At 65.4% G+C, this 4,741-nt stretch carries 5 protein-coding genes and 1 pseudogene; all 6 read right to left on the bottom strand.

Features of this window, described 5'->3' with window-relative positions:
• Nucleotides 1-274 (bottom strand): MFS transporter (locus IV091_RS14185; protein ID WP_293469833.1); only part of this gene is annotated, 274 nt, incomplete at its 3' end.
• The gene (locus tag IV091_RS14190; protein ID WP_366807010.1) at nucleotides 274-915 is read right to left on the bottom strand and encodes a chalcone isomerase family protein; all 642 of its coding nucleotides are present in this window, start codon (nucleotides 913-915) and stop codon (nucleotides 274-276) included. The genes IV091_RS14185 and IV091_RS14190, both read right to left, overlap by 1 nt.
• A complete protein-coding gene (locus IV091_RS14195) occupies nucleotides 819-2,069 on the bottom strand; it encodes a cyclopropane-fatty-acyl-phospholipid synthase family protein (protein ID WP_293469835.1) in 1,251 nt (416 codons plus the stop codon). The genes IV091_RS14190 and IV091_RS14195 overlap by 97 nt, the downstream gene beginning before the upstream one ends.
• The gene (locus tag IV091_RS14200) at nucleotides 2,066-2,848 is read right to left on the bottom strand and encodes a DUF1365 domain-containing protein (protein ID WP_293469837.1); all 783 of its coding nucleotides are present in this window, start codon (nucleotides 2,846-2,848) and stop codon (nucleotides 2,066-2,068) included. Before IV091_RS14200 ends, IV091_RS14195 begins: the two co-directional genes overlap by 4 nt.
• Nucleotides 2,845-4,155 carry an FAD-dependent oxidoreductase gene (locus tag IV091_RS14205; protein ID WP_293469839.1) on the bottom strand — a complete coding sequence of 437 codons (1,311 nt, stop codon included), beginning with the start codon at nucleotides 4,153-4,155 and terminating at the stop codon, nucleotides 2,845-2,847. Before IV091_RS14205 ends, IV091_RS14200 begins: the two co-directional genes overlap by 4 nt.
• A 401-nt stretch (nucleotides 4,156-4,556) precedes the next feature.
• Nucleotides 4,557-4,741 (bottom strand): annotated as a pseudogene (locus IV091_RS14210) (glutathione peroxidase); the annotation flags it as partial.

Below are 4,741 nucleotides of genomic sequence, written 5' to 3' on the forward strand. Positions count from 1 at the left end.
CGAGCGCCAGCACCAGCGCGGCCACGCCGCCCAGCGCCAGCACGGCGCGGGCCGAACGCGCAAACAGCCGGTCAACCAGGCGGCCCAGCAGCGGGTCGATCAGCGCATCAAACAGCCGGGCGCCCAGCAGCAGCGCGCCCAGCGTGGCCAGCGGCACGCCAAACGCGCGCGCATAGTGGTTGGGCAAAATCACATACAGCGGCAAGGCGACAAAGGCCAGCGGCAGGCCGAGCAAGCCATAGGCCAGGCCCTGGCGCGTGGTGAGGGGCAGCATCACTCGCCGGCTCCGGCCAGCAGCGCCTGGCGCAACTGGGGCTCGGAGGTGTTCGGGGACAGCCAGATGCCAAAAAACAGGCGGGCGAATTCGGCGTCCCGGATTTCGCCGCTGGCCCGGCCGTTGACCCAGAACGCCGCGCCCACGCCGGGCCGGTGCACGCCGGTGATGCGGTCGCCCTTGCGGACATCCGGAATCACGCGCAGCAGTTCGGTGGTCCACTGCGCCGCCTGCGCCTCGCTGATGGCGGCGCTGCGGCGCATTTCCTGCAGCGAGCGCTTGGCCACCTCGACCGCGTCAAAGGCGCGCAGGTAAGCCAGTTCCAGCGCCATGGGCTGGCTGGCGTAGCCGCCCGCGCCAAAGCCGGTGGCCGCCCACAGGCGCGCGTCGTAGACCTGAAAACCCCAGACCGTGAGCCGTCCCTGGCCGATCAGCTGACCCTGCGGCAGGGCGCCTGCAACTTCCAGCGTGGTGGCCGCGGGCGATTGCGCCAGCGCGGCGCCCGCGCACAGCAGGCCGGCCGCAGCGGCCAGCAGCAGCCGTTTCAGCGCGAGTCCAGTCGTTTGCGCAGCGTGAACTGCATGACGCTGGTGTTGGCCTGCGTAAAAGCCGCTTCGCAGTAAGCCATGTAGAACTCCCATATGCGGATAAACCTTTTGTCAAACCCGAGCTGGAGCACCCGTGACTCTTGCGCCAAGAAGTCATCGCGCCACAGCTGAAGGGTGCGCGCGTAGTCCTGGCCAAACGACAGCTCGTCCACCACGTCAAAGCCGGCCGCATGGGCCTGCTTGCGAAACTCGCGCGGGCAGGGCAGGCAGCCACCCGGAAAGATGTACTGCTGGATGAAGTCCGTGGAGCCGATGTAGCGCTCAAACAGCTCGTCGGCAATCACGATGCTCTGGATGCAGGCATGGCCGCCGGGCTTGAGCAGGCGGGCCAGGGTCTGGAAGTATTCGGGCCAGTATTCGCGGCCCACGGCCTCGATCATTTCAATCGAGCAGATCGCGTCAAAGGGCGCATCGGGCGTGATTTTGCCAATGTCGCGGTAGTCCTGGAGGCGCAGATCAGCCCGGTCTGCGGTGCCCAGCCTCGCCATGCGGGCTCTGGCCCAGTCCAGTTGCTCGGTGCTCAGCGTCACACCGACCACGCTGGCCTGGAACTCGGTGGTGGCCATTTCGGCCAGCGCGCCCCAGCCGCAACCAATTTCAAGCACCCGATCGCCGGGCTGCACACGCGCCATGCTGAGCGCGCGCCGCACCTTGGCGTACTGGCCTTCCTTCATGGTGCTGTCTGGCGACTCGAAAATCGCCGACGAATAGTTCATCGTGTTGTCCAGCCACAGCGCATAAAAGGCGTTTCCGAGGTCGTAATGCGCGTGGATGTTTTTCTGGCTGTTGGCCTTGGTGTTGCGGTTAAGCAGGTGCTTGACGCGGTAGGCCAGGCGGCCCAGCCAGCTGCCGTAGATCACGTCCTCGACTTCCTTGCGGTTGACGATGAAGACCTGCAGCAGGTCGGTCAGGTGCGCTGTGCTCCAGTCGCCGGCGATGTAGCTCTCGGCAAAGCCGATGTCGCCCGAGCGCAGCGCGGCGGCGCAGGGTTTCCAGTTGTGCAGGTGCAGGCTGGCCGTGGGCGACGTGCCGTTGCCAAAGCGCTGCAGCGAGCCATCGGGAAACTGCACCGTCAGCGTGCCGTGGCGCAGGCGTTGCAGCAGCTTCAGGGCGGTGCGGCCGGCGCGCGGCGCACCGTCTGGAATGGCAAAGGCCTGCGGCACGGTGGAGGGTCGGAGGGTGTTCATCGCGTCACAAAAGGTTTGGGGGGAGCCGGTTTTCGGATAAAGGGCACATGTTTGCGCCAGAGCCTGAAGGCCTGCCAGTGGATGCGGGCGACCACGCCCAGCGTCATGGCCGGGTAACGCCACACCGCCTTGCGCAGGCTGGCCGCGGTGAGGGGCTCCAGCGTGCCGCTGACGCTGGTTTGCAGCAGCGGCCCGCTGTCGTTGTCGCTGTCGTGGTAGTCGATGCGGGCCACGGTTTTTTTCACGCCGCCTTGCGCGCTTTGCAAAAAACGAAAGCGGTAGCCGCCCGCCAGCGTGCAGAATGGCGAGACATGGAACACCTTGTTGGCCGTGAGTTCCAGCCCGTACTGGGGATCGTCCAGCAGGTAACAGTGGCGTTCGCCAAAGGTGTTGTTGACTTCGACGACGATGGCGCGCAGCGTGCCGTCCGCGCGGTGGCAGTACCAGAAACTCACCGGCTTGAAGGTGTAGCCCAGCACGCGCGGGTAGGTGTGCAGCCAGACTTCCCCGTGGGCGTCGTGCACGCCTTCGCGCAGCAGCAGCGCATCGAGCCAGGCCAGCGCGTTGTCGCCGCCTTCGCCGTGGTCGCGGTCATGAAAGCTCAGCAGCCCGCGCCGGTTGTGCGCCAGCGCACCGCTGCCGTGCTGGTGCAAATGGCGCATCGGCAGCATGAGGAAATAAGTGGGGTAGTTGAAGGCGTTGCGGGCCGGGCGCAGCCGCGTGTGCCGCACCTCGCCAAAGCCGATCAGCGGCTGGGGGGGCCAGTCGCCGCAGTTCATGCCGCCTCCCGTGCGTGTTTCAGCAGCAGCTGCGCGGCCTGTAGCCCCGACTTCAGCCCGTCCTCATGAAAGCCGTAGCCGGTCCAGGCACCGCAGAAATAGCTGTGCTGCAGGCCCTGCAAGCCCGCCAGTTCTTTTTGCGACTGGAGGGCGGCCATGTCAAACACGGGGTGCGTGTAGTCGAATTCGCCCAGGATTTCTTGTCGCGCAATCTCGCGCACCGGATTGAGCGACACCACCACGGGCTGGGTAAACGGCAGCGGTTGCAGCAGGTTGATCAGGTAGTGCAGGCACACGCCGGGGGCCTGTCCCGCCGATGCCGGGGTCCGCTCGTAGTTCCAGGCGGCCCAGGCCAGCTTTTTTTGCGGCAGCACCGAGGCATCGGTGTGCAGCACGGCGCGGTTGGGCTGGTAGCGGATGGCGCCCAGCACCGCCTGCTCGGCCGGGCTGGGCGCGCGGAGCAGTGCCAGCGACTGGTCGGAGTGCGCGGCCAGCACCACCTTGTCAAAGCGCTGGGCCTGGCTGTCGGTGACCACGCGCACGCCGCCCGCGTCGCGCTCAATCAGGCGGACCGGGGTGTTCAGTCGCTTGTCGCCAATCTGGCTGACGATTTTGTCCACGTAGTGGCGGGCGCCGCCCTTGACCGTCCACCATTGGGGCCGGTTGGTGATCTGCAGCAGTCCGTGGTTGTGGCAAAAGCGGATCATGGTGGCCACCGGAAACTGCAGCATCTGCTCGGTCGGGCAGGACCAGATGCAGCCCATCATCGGCAAAAAGTACCAGTCGCGGAATTCGTCTGAAAACTTCCGGGCCCGCAAGAAATCGCCCAGCGGCTGCATCATGGCCGGCGCGCTGTCGGCGCCCGATTGGGCCAGCACCGTGGTGACGCGGTTGAAGCGAACGATGTCCGCCAGCATGCGCAGGAATTTCCAGTTGCCCAGGTTGCCGCGCTGGGCAAACACGCTGTTAAGACTGGAGCCGCTCCATTCCAGCGCCCGGCCGTTCAACGCACCGGGCACCTGGACCGAAAACGACATGTCCGACTTTGCGGTTTCCACGTCGAGCTCTGCAAACAGCGCGATCAGGTGCGGGTAGGTGTGTTCGTTGAACACCAGAAAGCCGGTGTCCACGCCGTGCGTGACCGGGCCCTGGGGGCCGGGCAGGGTGACGTCCACCGTGTGGGTGTGGCCGCCAAAATAGTCGCCGGCCTCAAACAGCGTGACATCGGCCAGGCCGCGCAGTGCATGCGCGGCGGCCAGGCCCGAAATGCCCGAACCCACAATCGCCACGCGTAAAGGGCCGCTCATGGGCGCCCCGGAAAGATAAAAATGCTGCGAAGCGTCCCGAAGCGAACTTGGGGAGGGAGGAGGAGAACCGCCCCGGGCTGGCATCCGAGCCACAACGGCTCGGAAGGCTTCGCAGCAATGAAACTGATTTTTCGCGGGCGCCGCGTGTAAATACAGACGGCGCCTGGCTTTTTTGGAGGGCGGCGTGGTGACCATAGTTCCCTGCCGGCCCGGGGCTGGCCCGGTAAAGTTTTGTGAAGGCTGGAACGGCGCAGGCCTGCCACCGGCACGGTCAAGGCTTTTTTCAGGGGCGTGGCGGGCGTGTCATGGCGACGGCAAGGTGGGCGCATGCCTGCATCATAAAACGTAAATTACCATTTAGTCAATATAGTGACTGATTGGTAATTAAATTCAGCGGCGGATTATTTTCGGGCCAGTTGCTTTTCAATTTCGGCGACAAATGACGGGCTGGCGGGGTCGGTGCGGGTGTCGAAGCTGAGCACGCTGAAGCCATCGCGGGCCACCAGGTATTTGTGAAAGTTCCAGCCCGGTGCCTTGCCGGTGCTGGCGGCCAGCTGCCTGAACAGCGGGCTGGCGTCCTTGCCGC

Origin of the sequence: Polaromonas sp. (genome assembly GCF_018780625.1) — a bacterium.
Classification (GTDB): domain Bacteria; phylum Pseudomonadota; class Gammaproteobacteria; order Burkholderiales; family Burkholderiaceae_C; genus Polaromonas.